The organism is Demequina lignilytica (assembly GCF_030418375.1).
Lineage (GTDB): Bacteria > Actinomycetota > Actinomycetes > Actinomycetales > Demequinaceae > Demequina > Demequina lignilytica.
Genome location: NZ_JAUHPZ010000004.1, coordinates 38,554 through 52,205, shown reverse-complemented (window position 1 = coordinate 52,205; position 13,652 = coordinate 38,554). Strand labels below are relative to the sequence as shown.

At 72.9% G+C, this 13,652-nt stretch carries 15 protein-coding genes; 8 read left to right on the top strand and 7 right to left on the bottom strand.

The genetic code is table 11. The features are described 5' to 3' along the window. Positions 1 to 53 precede the first annotated feature (53 nt). Complete coding sequence (locus QQX13_RS07985; protein WP_301119244.1) at positions 54 to 1,394, bottom strand: MFS transporter; 1,341 nt, start codon at positions 1,392 to 1,394, stop codon at positions 54 to 56. A gap of 214 nt (positions 1,395 to 1,608) precedes the next feature. On the opposite strand from QQX13_RS07985, the gene QQX13_RS07980 reads away from it, so the two are divergent. Next, positions 1,609 to 3,225, top strand: a complete 1,617-nt coding sequence (locus QQX13_RS07980; protein WP_301119246.1) for an ATP-binding cassette domain-containing protein — start codon at positions 1,609 to 1,611, stop codon at positions 3,223 to 3,225. Between the two features lie 40 nt (positions 3,226 to 3,265). Further along, positions 3,266 to 4,249 carry an NAD-dependent epimerase/dehydratase family protein gene (locus QQX13_RS07975; RefSeq protein WP_301119247.1) on the top strand — a complete coding sequence of 328 codons (984 nt, stop codon included), beginning with the start codon at positions 3,266 to 3,268 and terminating at the stop codon, positions 4,247 to 4,249. Between the two features lie 15 nt (positions 4,250 to 4,264). Here QQX13_RS07975 and QQX13_RS07970 read toward each other — a convergent pair whose 3' ends face one another. The 3 genes from QQX13_RS07970 to QQX13_RS07960 are packed head-to-tail and all read right to left on the bottom strand — an operon-like array spanning position 4,265 to position 6,430. Beyond that, positions 4,265 to 4,732 carry a nucleoside deaminase gene (locus QQX13_RS07970; protein ID WP_301119249.1) on the bottom strand — a complete coding sequence of 156 codons (468 nt, stop codon included), beginning with the start codon at positions 4,730 to 4,732 and terminating at the stop codon, positions 4,265 to 4,267. 9 nt (positions 4,733 to 4,741) lie between these two features. Continuing rightward, complete coding sequence (locus tag QQX13_RS07965; protein WP_301119251.1) at positions 4,742 to 5,107, bottom strand: iron chaperone; 366 nt, start codon at positions 5,105 to 5,107, stop codon at positions 4,742 to 4,744. A 42-nt stretch (positions 5,108 to 5,149) separates the two neighbouring features. Continuing rightward, a complete protein-coding gene (locus QQX13_RS07960; protein ID WP_301119253.1) occupies positions 5,150 to 6,430 on the bottom strand; it encodes an ATP-binding protein in 1,281 nt (426 codons plus the stop codon). Positions 6,431 to 6,567: 137 nt separating this feature from the next. On the opposite strand from QQX13_RS07960, the gene QQX13_RS07955 reads away from it, so the two are divergent. The 5 genes from QQX13_RS07955 (at position 6,568) to QQX13_RS07935 (ending at position 9,819) form a co-directional block, all read left to right on the top strand. Beyond that, complete coding sequence (locus QQX13_RS07955; protein ID WP_301119255.1) at positions 6,568 to 6,960, top strand: FKBP-type peptidyl-prolyl cis-trans isomerase; 393 nt, start codon at positions 6,568 to 6,570, stop codon at positions 6,958 to 6,960. 21 nt (positions 6,961 to 6,981) lie between these two features. Next, positions 6,982 to 7,650 carry a methyltransferase family protein gene (locus QQX13_RS07950; RefSeq protein WP_301119257.1) on the top strand — a complete coding sequence of 223 codons (669 nt, stop codon included), beginning with the start codon at positions 6,982 to 6,984 and terminating at the stop codon, positions 7,648 to 7,650. A 20-nt stretch (positions 7,651 to 7,670) separates the two neighbouring features. Then, complete coding sequence (locus QQX13_RS07945) at positions 7,671 to 8,207, top strand: helix-turn-helix domain-containing protein (RefSeq protein ID WP_301119259.1); 537 nt, start codon at positions 7,671 to 7,673, stop codon at positions 8,205 to 8,207. A 243-nt stretch (positions 8,208 to 8,450) separates the two neighbouring features. Further along, the gene (locus QQX13_RS07940; protein WP_301119261.1) at positions 8,451 to 8,795 is read left to right on the top strand and encodes an ArsR/SmtB family transcription factor; all 345 of its coding nucleotides are present in this window, start codon (positions 8,451 to 8,453) and stop codon (positions 8,793 to 8,795) included. 28 nt (positions 8,796 to 8,823) lie between these two features. Beyond that, positions 8,824 to 9,819 carry an SRPBCC family protein gene (locus QQX13_RS07935; RefSeq protein ID WP_301119263.1) on the top strand — a complete coding sequence of 332 codons (996 nt, stop codon included), beginning with the start codon at positions 8,824 to 8,826 and terminating at the stop codon, positions 9,817 to 9,819. Here QQX13_RS07935 and QQX13_RS07930 read toward each other — a convergent pair. Then, positions 9,780 to 10,562 carry a putative protein N(5)-glutamine methyltransferase gene (locus tag QQX13_RS07930; RefSeq protein ID WP_301119265.1) on the bottom strand — a complete coding sequence of 261 codons (783 nt, stop codon included), beginning with the start codon at positions 10,560 to 10,562 and terminating at the stop codon, positions 9,780 to 9,782. The two genes, QQX13_RS07935 and QQX13_RS07930, sit on opposite strands and share 40 nt — an antisense overlap. Before the next feature lie 52 nt (positions 10,563 to 10,614). Between QQX13_RS07930 and QQX13_RS07925 the strand changes: the two genes are divergently transcribed. Next, positions 10,615 to 11,106 (top strand): SRPBCC domain-containing protein, encoded by a 492-nt coding sequence (locus QQX13_RS07925; protein ID WP_301119267.1) that lies wholly within the window; start codon positions 10,615 to 10,617, stop codon positions 11,104 to 11,106. A gap of 30 nt (positions 11,107 to 11,136) precedes the next feature. Here the strand turns inward: QQX13_RS07925 and QQX13_RS07920 are convergent, their stop codons facing one another. Both QQX13_RS07920 and QQX13_RS07915 read right to left on the bottom strand, forming a co-directional pair. Beyond that, a complete protein-coding gene (locus QQX13_RS07920; protein WP_301119270.1) occupies positions 11,137 to 12,288 on the bottom strand; it encodes an N-formylglutamate amidohydrolase in 1,152 nt (383 codons plus the stop codon). Beyond that, positions 12,281 to 13,600, bottom strand: coding sequence for an anaerobic C4-dicarboxylate transporter family protein (locus tag QQX13_RS07915; protein WP_301144534.1), 1,320 nt, complete (start codon positions 13,598 to 13,600; stop codon positions 12,281 to 12,283). Before QQX13_RS07915 ends, QQX13_RS07920 begins: the two co-directional genes overlap by 8 nt. Positions 13,601 to 13,652 lie beyond the last annotated feature (52 nt).

The window sequence follows — 13,652 nt, the reverse complement described above, 5'->3', positions numbered from 1 at the left end:
CATGAGGCGCGGACCGGTGCCGTAGCTGGGCGCGGCACCCGTCGCCAGGTCGCCTAGCTCTGGGCCGTGCGGTCCTCGATCTGCTGGGCCAGCACGTCCTCGGCGGCGGCGTCGCGGGCCTCCCGCTCCGCCTCCTCCGGCGTCGGATAGCGCACCCGCACGAACGGTCGCGAGAGCTGGTACGTCAGCGTGAGCCGCTGGTCGCGCACCACCCACGCGGCGGCGGCGACGGAGACCAGCAGCGCAGCGATGGCCCCCACGGCGATCGACCAGCGCGGGCCCCAGGCCTCGCCGATCCATCCGACGATCGGTGATCCGATCGGCGTGGTGCCCAGGAACACCATCATGTACAGCGCCATCACGCGGCCACGCATGCGCGGCGTGGTCGAGGTCTGCACCGCGGCGTTCGCCGACGTGATCATGGTGAGGGCGGTGAAGCCGACCGGCACGCAGGTCACCAGGTACACCCAGTACGTCGGGGCGAGCGCGTTGAGGCCCGCGGCCACGCCGAACGCGAAGGCGGCCCCCACCACCAGGCGCAGCCGCGCCTGCCGTCGGCGCGCCGCCGCCAGCGCTCCCGCGAGCGATCCGATCGCGATCACCGAGCCGAGCAGGCCGTACTCGCCGGCGCCGCGCCCGAACTCCGTCGCGGCCATCATCGCGCTGGTGAGCTGGAAGTTGAGCCCCAGCGCGGCGACCACGCCGACCACGATCGTGATGATCATGAGGTCGGGCCGCCGTCGCATGTAGCGCACGCCCTCCCGCACCTGACCGCGGCGCCGGGACGCCCGTTCCTGAGGATGCAGCTCCGAGGCGCGCATCAGGGAGAGCGCGGCGATGGTGGCCGCGTAGGTGAGCGCGTTGATCAGGAACACCCAGCCGGTGCCGACCGCCGCGATCAGCAGGCCCGCGACGCCGGGACCGATCAGCCGCGCAGCGTTGAAGGAGGTCGAGTTCAGCGCCACCGCGTTCTGCAGGTTCGAGGTCGGCACCAGGTCGGACACGAAGGTCTGGCGCGCGGGGCCGTCGATCGCCGAGACCACCCCGAGCGCGAAGGCGAGCACGTACACGTGCCACAGCTCGACATGCCCGAGCAACGTCAGCGCCGCGAGAGCGAGGCCCAGCACCGCCTGGCCGATCTGGGTGAACATGAGCAGCGTGCGGTGGTCGAACCGGTCGGCGAGCAGGCCCGCCCACGCGCTCAGCAGCAGGAACGGCAGGAACTGCAGCGCGGTGGTGATGCCCACGGCTACGCCCGACTCCGGCGTCAGCACGGTGAGCACCAGCCAGTCCTGGGCGACGCGCTGCATCCAGGTGCCGACGTTGGACACCAGGGCGCCGGCGAACCACAGGCGGTAGTTGAAGATCCGCAGGGAGGCGAAGGTCTGGCTCATGCGCCCCCTGGAACACTTGACGTACGGCGAAGTATTCCGCCCCGCCCAGGCTACTCCCGCATCGTCCCTCCTCTTGCGGGGGGACGCTGCGCGGCGTACCTTCGTGCGGGTGCGCCGCGACCGTCGGCGCCGAGGAGGACCGGTGGAGCGCTAGGGATGCCAGACCACGAGTCTGGCCATGGTCATCGCACCTTCCAGACCCTCGGAGCTCCCCATGCCCGCGCTCACCTTCTCCCATGTCTCCTTCGCCTGGCCCGACGGCCGCGCGTTCCTCGACGACCTGACCTGGTCGCTGCCCGACGGCCTCACCGCGCTCGTCGGCCGCAACGGGATCGGCAAGACCACGGTGATCCGGCTCGCGCTCGGCGACCTCGTGCCGACCGCGGGCCGCGTCGGACGGCCGCCGTCGCTCGCCTACGTCCCGCAGGACGTCACGCTCGCACGCGGCACGACCGTCGCCCTGGCGCTCGGAGTCGCCGACCGGCTCGCCGCGCTGCGCGCGATCGAGGCGGGCTCCGCCGACCCGGCCCACTATGACGTCCTCGCCGACGACTGGACCGTCGAGGAGAGCGCGCACGCGACCCTCGCGGGGCTGGGCCTCGGGCTCGACCTCGACCGCCCGGTCGAGCGCGCGAGCGGCGGCGAGGCGGTGCTGCTCGCCGTCGGCGCCGCGCTGCTCGCGCGCCCCGAGGTGCTGATCCTCGACGAGCCGACCAACAATGTCGACGCGGGCTCCCGGGCCGCGCTCGCGCACCAGCTGCGGGCGCGTACCGGAGCGACGCTGGTGGCGAGCCACGACAGGACGCTGCTCGCGGGCGTCGACACGATCGCCGAGCTGCGCGAGCGCGACGACCGCACGGCCGAGCTCCGCTGGTACGGCGGCGGGCTCGCCGCGTTCGAGGCCGCCCGCGATGCCGAGCGGGCCGCTGCCGACCGCGCGGTGACCGCGGCGACCGCCGACGTGGCGAGGCAGCGGCGGGCGCTCGCCGCCCACGTCGAGGGGGCCGGACGCAAGCGCCGCGCGGGAGAGAAGGCCCGGGCGGAGCGCCGGGTCGTCGGCCTGGTGGCGGACGCGAAGAAGCAGCAGGCCGAACGTACCGACGCGCGCGTGCGCGGCATCCATCAGGAGCGCCTCGCGGATGCGCGCGGACGCCTGGCCGACGCGCGGGCGGCGCTGCCGCGCGACCGCACCATCCGGATCGACCTGCCTGGCACGGCCGTGCCGCAGCGTCGCCTGGTGCTGGAGGCGAGCCGCCTGGCGACGCGCACCGGCGCGGTGCTCGACGCGATCGTGCGCGGCCCCGAGCGGATCCATCTCGCGGGTCCCAACGGGTCGGGCAAGAGCACCCTGGTGCGGACGCTGCTGGGCGGGCTCGCCGCGCGTGACGGCCTGGTCGAGATTCCGGTGCCGGTCGGCGTGCTGCCGCAGCGCCTCGACCACCTCGACGATGCCGCCACCGTGCTCGACACCGTGCGGCGCGCGGCTCCGGACGCCGACGAGCAGGAGATCCGCGACCGCCTCGGCCGCTTCCGGCTGCGGGGCGCGGCCGCGTCGGGTCCCGTCGGGACGCTGTCCGGGGGCGAGCGCTTCCGGGCCGCGCTCGCATGCGTGCTGCTCGCCCGTCCCGCGCCGCAACTGCTCATCCTCGACGAGCCCACCAACAGCCTCGACCTCGACTCCCAGGCGCAGCTGGTCGAGGCGCTCGAGGGCTTCGGAGGAGCGCTGCTGGTGGTGAGCCACGACGCGGCGTTCGTCTCCTCGCTCGCCCCCACGCGCCGGTGGTCGATCACGGCGGGGCCGGGAGACGTGGTCGACGAGCCGTTGCGGTGAACCCCTCACCGCGGCGCGGCGCTAGGGCTAGCCTGGGCATATGCCTCGGCTCCTGATCCTCGGCGGCACCGCGTGGCTCGGCCGCGAGACCGCCCGCGAGGCGCTCGCGCGCGGGTGGGAGGTGACCTGCCTCGCCCGGGGCGAATCCGGCGACGTCGCGCCGGGCGCGACGCTGGTGCGCGCCGATCGGGACGCCCCGGACGCCTACGCCGAGGTCGCCGGCACCCGCTGGGACGCCGTGGTCGAGGTCAGCTGGCAGCCGCGGCACGTGCGCGAGGCGGCCGAAGCGATCAGCGCCGGCCACTGGACGTACATCTCGTCCGTCGCCGCCTACGCCCCCACGCGCGTGGTGGTCGCGGAGGACTCGTTGCTCCGGCCGCCCGTCCCGCGCGATGCCGAGGTCGACGGATCCCTGTACGACGCGGCGAAGGTGCGCTGCGAGCTCGACACCGTCGCGACGCATCCGGATGCGCTCCTGGTGCGTGCGGGGGTGATCGCCGGACCGGGAGATCCGACCGAGCGCCTCGCCTACTGGCCGCGCCGGGCCGTGCAGGCCGGGGACCACGCGATGATCGAGCCCGCCGGACCCTCGCACCCGCTCCAGGTGGTCGACGTGCGCGACCTGGTCGCCTGGCTGATCGGCGCGATCGAGGCCGGTGTGACGGGCGCGGTCAACGCGGTGGGTCCGCAGGTGCCGTTCGAGGACCTGGTCTCCGCCGCGCGCGACGCGGCGGTCTCGACCGGGGCCCGCATCCGGGTCGAGCACGACCGGCTCGGCGACCTGGACGTGAGGTCCTGGAAGGGGCCGCGTTCCCTGCCGCTGTGGGTCGCCGACCACGGGGGACCCGCACGGACCGGCTACCACTCGGACGCGCGGTTCCTCGCGACCGGTGCCCGCCGGCGCCCTCTCGCTGCGACGGTCGCGGACGTGATGGAGGAGGAGATCGCGCTCGGGGTCGACCGCGAGGTCGCCGGCGGCCTTACCCGTGACGAGGAGCTCGCGCTCCTCGAGGAGCTCGCCTGACGGTCGGGCCGGGGGTCAGCCCCAGAAGCCTTCGTGCGGCGCGCGGGCCTCGTCCGCGAGCAGCGGCCCGGTGACGTCGACGGCGCGGGATCCCGCCGCGAGCACGTCGCGGCAGGGCAGCAGCAGCGTCGGGTTCTCCGGGTGCGCCCCCGTCATCGCGTAGAGCTCCGACTCCGGCAGGCCGTAGACGACCGCGCCGATGCCCGCCCAGTAGATCGCGCCCGTGCACATGGCGCACGGCTCGGTGCTGGTCACCAGCGTCGCGGCCGCCAGCTCGTCCGCGTCGAGCTGGTTGGAGGCGAGCCGCACCAGGTTGGTCTCCGCGTGGCCGGTGGCGTCGCGGTGCGTCACCACGGTGTTCTCCGCCTCGAGGACGATGCGGCCGTCGCCGTCGAGCAGCACCGCGCCGAAGGGGTGGTTGCCGTGGGCGCGGGCCGCGTGCGCGACGTCGATCGCGCGGCGCAGGGCGGTGAGGTGATCCATGCGGTCAGCCTAGGTCCGGCCGAGCTCCGCCAGGCGCGCCTCCACCAGCGTGGTGATGAGCGCGCGCGGAGGCGGCCGGTCGGCGGGCAGGCGAACCGCGCCCTTCGACCAGCCGACGCCCTCGAGCGCGGTCGGATCGGAGGCCGCAAGATCCGTCAGCACGGTGCCCGAGTGCGGGAGGTAGGAGACGTGACGGGCCGCGGCGGAGAAGCCCGCGACCGGTGTCCCTCCCATCCGGAACGCGGGCGCCGCGTAGCTGAGCCCCTGCTCGGCGTCGGGGAGGAGCTCGGCGAGCAGGTCGCGCAGCGCGGCGAGCGTGCTCCGGTGCGGCTCGTCGAGCCCCGCCAGGTACGCGTCGATCTCCGCGGCGGTCATGCCGCCCACGCTACGTCGCGCATCGTCCCTGCGCGCCGCGGCTCACACACGTCCGAAGGCGACGATGTCCTGACCGAACTCCCCCGCGACCTCGTCGGACACGGTCGCCCGGGTGGACGCGATCGCCGCGAGGTAGTCGTCCGTGGTGGGCCCGGGTGCGCCGGCGCCGCGGCCGTCGACCGCCGCCTCGAGCGCGGACTGCGACGCCCGCCGCGCCGCGAACTCCATGTCCGCGGGCGTGAACCCTCCCGAGGCCGCGACCAGCGCATCGAGATCGACGCCGGCCGCCGCGTCCGCGGGCACGAACCGCGACCAGATCGCCTGACGGGCCTCGCCGTCCGGCAGGCCGATCGGGATCACGTAGTCGAAGCGGCCGTGGCGCAGGAACGCGCTGTCGAGGGAGCGGATGAAGTTGGTGGCGCACACCAGCAGGCGATCCGGGCGCTCGCGGAAGGCGGGGATGATCTTGAGCAGCTCGTTGGTCACCCCCTGCAGCGGCGACGGCGGATCGCCGCGGCGGTGCGAGGCGATCTCCTCGACCTCGTCGATCAGCACCACCGCGTGCTCGAGCTCCGCGATCTGGTGGAAGGTCTCGCGCAGCGCGCCCGCGAGCCCGCCCGGGTCCGCCGCCAGCCGCGACGGGAACACCTCCACGAACGACCACTCGAGGCGCGACGCGATCGCCTTCGCGAACGTGGTCTTGCCGGTCCCGGGCGGTCCGAACATCACCACCGCGCGCGGCGGTGCGACGCCGTAGCGCTGCGCGAGCGACGGCTCGGCCAGCGGCAGCACCAGGCGCTTCTCGATCAGCGCCTTCTCCGCGCGCATGCCGGCGACGCCGTCCCACAGCCCGCGCGGGAGGATGCGCCCCCCGAGCTCGGACAGCATCGCCATCTCCTCGCGCTGCACCGGGAGCCGACGCTCGAGGTAGCGGACCGCCTTCTTCTCCCCGTAGCCGGCGTCGCGGAAGGCGTCGAGGTGGGTCTGCTCCGCGGGCACCAGGGCGGACAGCGTCGACGGGCCCGCCTCGGCGACCTGGGCCTCGAGGGCGCCGAGCAGGGCCGGGCCGATGCCCTGGCCGTGCATCGCATCGTCCACGCCGTGGAACACCACCCACGCCTGGCGGTGCGCGCGTCGGCCGACGGCCGCGCCGACGATCTGCTCGTCGACGGTCGCCACCACCGCCATGTCCTCGGTCGCGGAGGTCAGCACCTCCGCCAGGGCGTAGACGGGCTCGACGCCGGCGGATCGGGACTGCTCCCAGAGCCGCACGATGCCCTCGAGGTCGTCGGCGTGCGCGTCGCGGATGCGCCAGCTGGCCATGGGTCGCTCCTTGCCTACGTCGTCGTAGCGGGGACGTCTCGACGCTACTCCAGGGGGGTATCCGGTCGCCAGGCGTCGGCCCGCGCGCGTCCTCTCGGCCTAGGCTGGCCGGGTACCCGGATCGCTAAGGAGCGAACATGAGCAACCCCACCATCACCCGCGACGCCTCCGGCGCGCCCTCCGTCGACTTCTCCGGCGCCGAGAAGCCCGAGGGTCTCGTGGTCGACGTCCTCGCCGCCGGCGACGGCCCCGAGGTGGCCGAGGGCCACCACATCACGGTCCACTACACCGGCTGGCTGTGGGACGGCGCGAAGTTCGACTCCTCGTGGGACCGCGGCGACACCATCTCCTTCCGCATCGCGTACGGCTCGCTGATCGACGGCTGGGTCGACGGGATCGTGGGCCAGCCCGTGGGCTCGCAGCTGCTGCTGGTGGTCCCGCCGGAGTCCGGCTACGGCTTCCGCCCGATGGGTCCGATCCCCGCCGGCTCGACTCTGGTGTTCGTGGTCGACGTCCTCGACGCCAAGTAGCCCGGGCTCGTCCGGTCCGGCATGGAGGCCGCCGCCGCATCGTCCGCTCCGAAGCACCTCGTCACGGCGCTGCACGTCGGCGCGGTGGCGCTCGGCATCGCGTTCCTCACCACCGGCGTGCACGAGTGGTTCGGCGGCGACCTGCCGGTCGCGGACCCGCTGCGGCGCTGGCTCACCGGGCTCCTCGCGGTGGTCTACCTCGGGCGCCTGCTGATCACCCAGTACGTCATGGTGACGCGGCCGTTCCCGTGGGCCGAGGCGCTCGCGGTCGGGCCGTGGGTGGTGGTGCTGCAGCTCACCATGGCGTGGTTCGGCGGCACCACCCAGGCCCCGGTCGACGGGGTCGTGTGGGTCGGCGTCGCGCTGTACGCCCTCGGCTCGTGGCTCAACACCTGGTCCGAGGAGCAGCGGCGGCGGTTCAAGAAGGACCCGGCGCACCGCGGCGTGCTGTTCACCGGAGGCCTGTTCTCCGTGGTGATCCATCCGAACTACCTGGGCGACACCCTGCTGTTCACGGGGTTCGCGATGGTGGCGGGAGGCTGGTGGCCGCTGCTGGCCGCCGCGATCATGGCGGCCAGCTTCGCGTTCGGGCACATCCCGCGGCTCGACGCGCACCTCGAGGAGCACTACGGGGATGCGTTCCGCGCGTACGCCGCCCGCACCAGGCGGTACATCCCGTTCGTGTGGTGACGGGCGCGTAGGCTCGCGGGATGGCCGCCCCGTTGACCGACGCCCAGGTGGTGGAGCTGCGCGAGTCCTACGCGGCGGGCGCGCGTCAGGTCGATCTCGCCGCTCGCTTCGGGATCTCGCAGACCGCGGTCTCGGCGATCGTGTCGGGTCGCACCCGCGCGGCGGCGGGCGGGCCGGTCAAGGAGTCGGCTCCCCGCGCGCGCCGTGCTCGGAGCGGGTCCGCGCCGGGACCGGGCCCGGCCGGGGCATCGTCCCGCCGGACGCGCCTCACCCCCGTGCGCGTCGACGCGATCCGCGCGCGGGTCGCGGCGGGGGAGCCGCGGGCGGCCGTCGCCGAGGCCGAGGGGGTGTCGATCCACACCGTTCACTCGATCATGAGCGGTCGGCGCAGCGGGTCGGCGGGCAGCGGGTCCCTCACCGACGCGCAGGTGACCGAGCTGCGTGCGGCTGCGGAGGCCGGTGCGGGCCAGGCGGAGCTGGCGGTGCGGTTCGGCATCTCGCAGCAGGCGGTGAGCGCGATCCTCCGCGGCCTCTCCCACCGGGACGGTCAGTACTGATCCACGGCCCGGCTCGTGCCGCAACCGCCCTGCGCCTGTCGGGACACTCAGTCCTCCGAATCTGCTGAATCGCGGGCTCTCGGGACACTCAGTCCTCATCCGGCCCATCGAAGAGGACTGACTGTCCCGGGAACGCGAGATCCGGCTCGAGATGAGGACTGGCTGTCCCGACCCCGGCGGGTGAGGGGCGGGCGGAGGGTGAGGGGTTGCGCCGCACCCCGCCCGGGTCTAACCTGCAACCAAATGGTTGTACAAACTGATCTCTCCGACGCCGAGGTGGACCGCATCTTCCACGCTCTGGCCGACGCGACGCGCCGCGACATCGTGCGCCGCACCCTCACGGTCGAGTCCTCCGTCAGCGAGCTGGCGCAGGCCTACGACATGTCCTTCGCCGCCGTGCAGAAGCACGTCGCCGTCCTGGAAGGAGCGGGCCTGGTGGTGAAGACGCCACGCGGCCGCGAACGCCTGGTCCGCGGCAACCCCGACAGGATCAGGAAGGCCCAACGCCTCCTGGATGCCTACGAGCAGCTCTGGCGCGACCGCGTCGACCGGCTCGACTCGCTCTTCGCCGAGCGGCCCGACCGCTGACCCCACCCGCACGAGACAGGTCCCCACCATGCCCATCACCTCCGTCACCAAGGACCCCGAGGCGCTCACGATGACCGTGGTCGCCGAGTTCCCCGTCCCCGTCGAGCGCCTCTGGGACGCCTACACCGACCCGCGCCAGATCGAGAGGTTCTGGGGTCCGGTCGAGTGGCCCGCGACGTTCACGCGCCACGACTGCGCCGTGGGCGGCCGCACCGACTACTACATGACCGGCCCCGACGGCGAGCGCTCCGGCGGCTACTGGACCTGGCTCGCGGTGGACCCGGGCCGGAGCTTCGAGGTCGAGGATGGCTTCGCGACCGAGGACGCGGAGAGCAACCCGGACCTGCCGTCCATGCGTATGACCTTCACGTTCGAGTCGACGCCCGCCGGCTCCCGCCTCACCACCACCACCCGCTTCCCGAGCCTCGAGGCCCTCGAGCAGCTGCTGGGCATGGGCATGGAGGAGGGCATGCGCTCCGCGATGAGCCAGATCGACGCGGTGGTCGCGGATCTCGAGTCCTTCGCCGCCGGCCGCGGCACCGAATCACAGATCCTGTCCGACACGCAGGTCCGGATCTCCCGCGTGATCCGCGGCAGCGCCGCGCAGGTCTGGCGCGCCCACCACGAGCCCGAGCTGATGAGGCGATGGCTGCTGGGACCCGAGGGATGGACGATGCCGGTGTGCGTGGTCGCCCGGAACGTGGGCGACTCCTACCGCAACGAGTGGGCGCCCGTCGCGGGCGGCGCCGCCGACGGGCAGCCCGGCTTCGGCTTCGAGGGCGAGCTGCTCGCATCCGAGCCGCCGTACCGCGAGGTCACCACCGAGCGGATGATCGGCATGCCCGGGGAGGGCAACGTCAACGAGCTCACGCTGATCCCCCGCTCCGACGGCACCACGCTCCTCAGCCTGCTCATCACATATCCGAACGCGGAGATGCGCGACATGATCCTCGGCACCGGCATGACCGACGGGATGGAGACCAGCTACGCGCGGCTCGAGGAGGAGGTGCTCGCACCGGCCTGACGCGCCACCACGACGACGGCGCCGCGCTCGTCGTCCCGCTCCAGCGCGGGGACGAGCCCGGCGCCGGCGGCCGCGGCCACCGTCAGCCTCTCCAGGGCGTCGCTCGTCTCCACGACACAGGCGCCGCCGGGGCGCAGCAGGCGGGACGATGCGGCGAACACCCCGCGCTGCAGGTCCAGGCCGTCGGGTCCGCCGTCGAGGGCGAGGACCGGCTCGTGGTCGCGAGCCTCGCGCGGCATCAGCGGGATCTGGGCGGTCGGCACGTACGGCGGACACGCCGTCACCACGTCGACGAGGCCGCGGAGGTGCGCCAGCGCATCGTCCAGGTCCGAGGCGATCGCGGTGGCGCCGAGCGGCGCGAGCAGCGCGTGCGCGAGATCGACCGCGGCCGGGTCGATGTCCGCCGCGACCACCGTCAGGTCGGGACGGGCGTACGCGACGGCGCCCCCGATCGCGCCCGCGCCGCAGCACAGGTCGACCATGGTGCCGCCCGCGGGGGCCAGTGCGAGGGCGACCTCCGCGACCAGCTCGGTCCGCCTGCGCGGCACGAACACCCCGGGGGCGACCGGCACGCGCAACCCCGCGAACAGGGCCCACCCGAGCACCAGCTCGAGCGGCTCGCCGCGCTCGCGGCGCGCCACCAGCGCGTCCCGGTCGCCGCCCGCGGCGGCGAGCAGTGCGGCCTCCTCCTCCGCGAACACGCAGCCCGCGGCGCGCAGCCGCGTCACCATCGCATCGTCCATGCGCGGCACGCTACCCGTGACGGACCGCGCCGGACAGGGCACACTGAGGGACATGGACGATGCGGTCATCGACCCGGCGCACCTGGGCCGGGTCATCCACGCCGAGGCCACCGACGTGCTGCGCTTCGAGCGCACGTATCCCGCGCCCGCCGTCGACGTGTGGGACTCCCTGGTGTCGCCCGACCGCAACGGGACCTGGGGCTTCCCGACCGGCTACGAGCCGCGCGTCGGAGGTGCCGTGTCCGCGAACGGCGCGGAGGTCGGGGAGGTCCTCGCGTGGGAGCCCGGGCGCGTGCTCGAGTACGCGTTCGACGGGCCGGGAGGCCGCTGGCACCTGTGCCTCATGCTCGACGCGGTCGACGGCGGCACGCTGCTCACCTTCGACCACCTGGCCCCGGATCCGCACGACCCCGACTACGCGGCGGGTTGGCACTGGCACCTCGACCGGCTCGCCCAGCACCTGGTGGGCGAGGATCCGGCAGCGGTCGAGTCGGACGCGCACTTCGAGGAGCTGCAGCGGCTGTACTCGCAAGCCGGCGGCTGAGTGGCGCAGGAGTGCCGCGACGGGACCGCGTCAGGCGGGCCGTCCGCGGTGCTGGCCCCGCCAGAGTGCGTGAGCGTCGCGTACGAGGGGCGCGATTGTACGGTCGATCTCGCTCGCCTCCTGCGGCCATTCTCGGCCCTCCGCTCGTAGCGCCGCGGCGGCGGCTTCGCCGTACAGGGTCTCGCGGTTCCATTCGACCTGGACCACGTCGACGACCGGCTCGGCTGACCCGCCCGTCGAGCCGAAGGTGTCGCGCAGCTGCACCGTCTCGGCGGCGCCGCGATAGGGCGCGTTGATGCTGAAGCCCGCCGCCCCGGGGAACACCTTCATGTAGGCGTCCTTGAGGGCCTCGACCGAGGGCGATGGCATCGAGGTCGGCTCCGTCCCCACGGGCTCGCCGGCGGGATCTCCGCGCGTGCCGAAGTCGACGTACCGGGGTAGCCGGTCTGTTTCTGGTTTGGCGACGTTGAGCCTGTCGTCGGCGGTGAGGGTGTAGTTGCTGGTGTCGTGGAGTCCCACGATCAGCAGGTGGCCGATCCTGGCGCGCTCAGCGGCCGATCCACGGTCATCGGGCAGCGCGGAGAGGGCCGCCCGCTTCGCCGCGATCACCCTGGTGATCATGGCCTCGACGGTGCGGTGGTAGACGTCCACGGTGCGTGCGGCCGCCTCGAAGATGACGTCGAGGAAGCCGTCGATGTCCGCCTCCACCCGAGTGATGTCGAGGAGGGGCAGGCCGGCGAACGTGACGGTCCGGATGGTGTCGACTCCTGCCAGCCGCGGGGTCTCTCCTCGCTGAGCCGCCGACCGGGTGCGGGCGATGGCCTCGACGAGCTGCTCCCGCGCGGTCGCTCGCGACGGGCGCGCGCGGTTGGGGTCGAGCACCAGCCGGTTCACCGGGTTGCGAACGTAGACGATGTGAGGGTCGAGGCTTGCCCAGTGGCGCCCGAGAGCATCCGAGGCGAAGTCGGAGAAGTCCATGCGACGGCGTTCTGACACGTCGGCTGCGAGCCACTCCTCGACCTCGGAGGGCAGGGCGACGGAGGCATGGGGATCGTGGACGACCGTGGTGACGTCCGCGAGAGGCGTCGCAGGGCTGGCGCTGATGAGCGAGGCTGGATCGATGGTCGTCTCGGGGTCCAGTCGGAGGCGGCGGTCGAGCCGCCACGGGTCGAGGTCACCCATAGAAGATGCCGCCGATGCCGAGGCCGACGAGCACGGACACGACCGCCATCACGAGCATGCCGATCGTGAACGAGTGGTAGATGACGAACCGGCTGATGCGCGTCGAACCGGTGGCGTCGAGTTCGATGGTGGCCAGCTGGGAGCCGTTGATCGGGAAGGTGTAGAGGCCGATCACCGCCATCCACATGGCGGTCAGCTGCCACGGTTCGAGGCCCAACGTGATGCCGATCGGGATGATCGCGATGGTCGCCGATGACTGGCTGGTGGTCAGAGCAGCGACGATGAACAGAGCGACGGCGATGAATATCGGTGCGTTGTCGGCGATCCCGCCGAGTCCCTCCACGATGGAGTCCTCGTTCGCGGCGATGAAGGTGTTCGCGAGCCACGACACTCCCCACAGCGCGATGATCGCGCTCATGCCCGAGCGGAAGACCTGCGCGCGCGGAACATCCGCGGATCGTGTCCTGCACCACAGGAGGATGACCAGCGCGACGATCAGCATGATGATCTGGATCATGGTGGTCATCGCCAACGGCTCAGGCCCGTCGGCGCCGGGAATGACGGGCCGCAGGCCCTCGAAGATGCCGAAGGCCAGGATCAGGAGGATCCCGGTGCCGAAGATCCAGGTCGATCGCTTCGCCGATGCGCTGGCGACGCCTATGTCGACCGGTTCGGGTGCCGTCACCTCGCCAGCCGCGAGTCGTGCCTGGTACACCGGGTCGCGGTCGAGAGGCTTGCCGATCTTGTTCTGGACGAAGGCGGCTGCGCCGATCGCGATCGCCGTCGAGGGCAGCACGATCGACAGGATGTTCGTGATCTCGAAGCCCAGGGGAGCCATCAGCCCGACCATGATCGCCATGGCCGAGGAGACGGGGCTCGACGTGATGCCCATCTGGGACGCGGTCGGCGCGATAGCCATGGGCCGCTCCGGGCGCACCTTGTTGCCGTACGCGACCTCGTAGATCACCGGGAGGATCGAGTAGTAGACGAAGCCGGTGCCCGCTCCGGTGGCGAACAGCCACGCGACGTACGGGGCGATGAACGTCACCTGGTTCGGGTGGGCGCGTATGACGCGCTGCGCGATGCCGACCAGGTAGTCGATCCCGCCCGCGGCCTGCATCGCGCCGGCCGCGGTGACGACGGCGAAGATCACGAAGATTGCCGACGTCGGCACCGACCCAGGAGGCAACCCGAACACCCACACGAGCACCAGGACGCCGGCAGCGCCCCACAGGCCGACGGTCAGGCCTTTGGTGCGCACGCCGAGCGCGATCGCCGCTAGCACCGTCAGAGCCTGAAGCGCCACATCCACGGTTGCCCCCTGGAACCTACGAGCTGCCTGGTATCCGCTCTAGATCACGCTA

Excerpts from the sequence above, each read along its gene's own strand:
- QQX13_RS07930 (WP_301119265.1), bottom strand. The coding sequence starts at position 10,562 with ATGGACGATGCGATGGTGACGCGGCTGCGCGCCGCGGGCTGCGTGTTC.
- QQX13_RS07970 (WP_301119249.1), bottom strand. The coding sequence starts at position 4,732 with ATGGATCACCTCACCGCCCTGCGCCGCGCGATCGACGTCGCGCACGCG.
- QQX13_RS07985 (WP_301119244.1), bottom strand. The coding sequence starts at position 1,394 with ATGAGCCAGACCTTCGCCTCCCTGCGGATCTTCAACTACCGCCTGTGG.
- QQX13_RS07960 (WP_301119253.1), bottom strand. The coding sequence starts at position 6,430 with ATGGCCAGCTGGCGCATCCGCGACGCGCACGCCGACGACCTCGAGGGC.
- QQX13_RS07940 (WP_301119261.1), top strand. The coding sequence starts at position 8,451 with ATGGTTGTACAAACTGATCTCTCCGACGCCGAGGTGGACCGCATCTTC.
- QQX13_RS07935 (WP_301119263.1), top strand. The coding sequence starts at position 8,824 with ATGCCCATCACCTCCGTCACCAAGGACCCCGAGGCGCTCACGATGACC.
- QQX13_RS07965 (WP_301119251.1), bottom strand. The coding sequence starts at position 5,107 with ATGACCGCCGCGGAGATCGACGCGTACCTGGCGGGGCTCGACGAGCCG.
- QQX13_RS07975 (WP_301119247.1), top strand. The coding sequence starts at position 3,266 with ATGCCTCGGCTCCTGATCCTCGGCGGCACCGCGTGGCTCGGCCGCGAG.
- QQX13_RS07955 (WP_301119255.1), top strand. The coding sequence starts at position 6,568 with ATGAGCAACCCCACCATCACCCGCGACGCCTCCGGCGCGCCCTCCGTC.
- QQX13_RS07980 (WP_301119246.1), top strand. The coding sequence starts at position 1,609 with ATGCCCGCGCTCACCTTCTCCCATGTCTCCTTCGCCTGGCCCGACGGC.
- QQX13_RS07925 (WP_301119267.1), top strand. The coding sequence starts at position 10,615 with ATGGACGATGCGGTCATCGACCCGGCGCACCTGGGCCGGGTCATCCAC.
- QQX13_RS07945 (WP_301119259.1), top strand. The coding sequence starts at position 7,671 with ATGGCCGCCCCGTTGACCGACGCCCAGGTGGTGGAGCTGCGCGAGTCC.
- QQX13_RS07950 (WP_301119257.1), top strand. The coding sequence starts at position 6,982 with ATGGAGGCCGCCGCCGCATCGTCCGCTCCGAAGCACCTCGTCACGGCG.
- QQX13_RS07920 (WP_301119270.1), bottom strand. The coding sequence starts at position 12,288 with ATGGGTGACCTCGACCCGTGGCGGCTCGACCGCCGCCTCCGACTGGAC.